This is a genomic window from Limnofasciculus baicalensis BBK-W-15 (assembly GCF_024178385.1).
GTDB classification, from domain to species: Bacteria; Cyanobacteriota; Cyanobacteriia; order Cyanobacteriales; family Coleofasciculaceae; genus Limnofasciculus; species Limnofasciculus baicalensis.
Genome location: NZ_JAMZMM010000748.1, coordinates 1 through 1104, shown reverse-complemented (window position 1 = coordinate 1104; position 1104 = coordinate 1). Strand labels below are relative to the sequence as shown.

The following is a 1104-nucleotide window of genomic DNA, read 5'->3' as shown; positions in this document are numbered from 1 at the left end:
TTGGGGAGTATACTATCTTCAGCAATTGGAATATAGACCCCAAGCGGTATTGTGTCGCGGACAACTCCGTACAAACCCTGATGCGGCATACCAAACTGTGCGGCAAAATATTGAAGCGGAATTTGGCGATCGCTTTTTTGTCATGTTTCAAGAAAGTTTCAGCGGCAAACCCTTCTTTGCTCTAGTCCCCAATCCCTATAATAAAAAAGAAGCCAAAAGCGAAGGGGAACCTATAACGCAACCGGGTTTAGCCTTCGCCCTCTTCATTGTTACCTTATTCACCACCACCATGATGGGGGCGACAGAAATAGCCGGATTCCCTAGAGAACAACTACAATCAGATCCAAATCTTTTACTCCAAGGCTTACCCTACGCCGTTGCGCTGATGGCAATTTTAAGCACTCACGAGCTGGGTCATTACTTAGTGGCGATATACTATAAAATGCGCACTACCCTCCCCTACTTTATCCCAATACCCTTTTTCCTGGGGACATTTGGGGCATTTATTTCCATGCGATCGCCCGTACCAAATCGTAAAGCATTATTTGATGTGGCGATCGCAGGACCGCTTGCTGGGTTAATTGTCACAATACCTGTGCTACTCTGGGGATTGGCTCACTCTGGTGTGGTTCCTCTATCGGACGGATCGGGAATATTGAATCTGGAATCCTTAGATCCTAGGTTTTCCTTCTTGCTAAGTTTACTGAGTAAATTGGGATTGGGTAGTGAATTGACCCCAGAAATGGCAATCAAACTCCATCCTGTAGCCGTTGCAGGTTATGTCGGGTTGATCGTGACTGCATTTAATTTAATACCTGTCGGACAACTAGATGGTGGCCACATCGTCCATGCGATATTTGGTCAGAAAACGGGAGCAGCTATTGGTCAGATTACCAGAATATTAATCTTGTTGCTGGGCGTAGTGGAGAAGGATTTACTCCTGTGGGCGATAATTTTATTATTAATGCCAGTCGCAGATGAACCAGCCCTCAACGATGTTTCAGAATTGAACAACTGGCGAGATTTAGCAGGATTATTGACCTTAGCTATTTTAGTGGCAATCCTTCTACCATTACCAGGTGCGATCGCGGGGCTATTGCAGAT

Annotated in this window: 1 protein-coding gene; it reads left to right on the top strand. The window is 45.5% G+C overall.

The genetic code is table 11. The features are described 5' to 3' along the window. Positions 1-1104, top strand: a 1104-nt coding sequence (locus NJ959_RS29930; RefSeq protein ID WP_254015402.1) for a site-2 protease family protein, incomplete at both ends; no start/stop codon positions are given.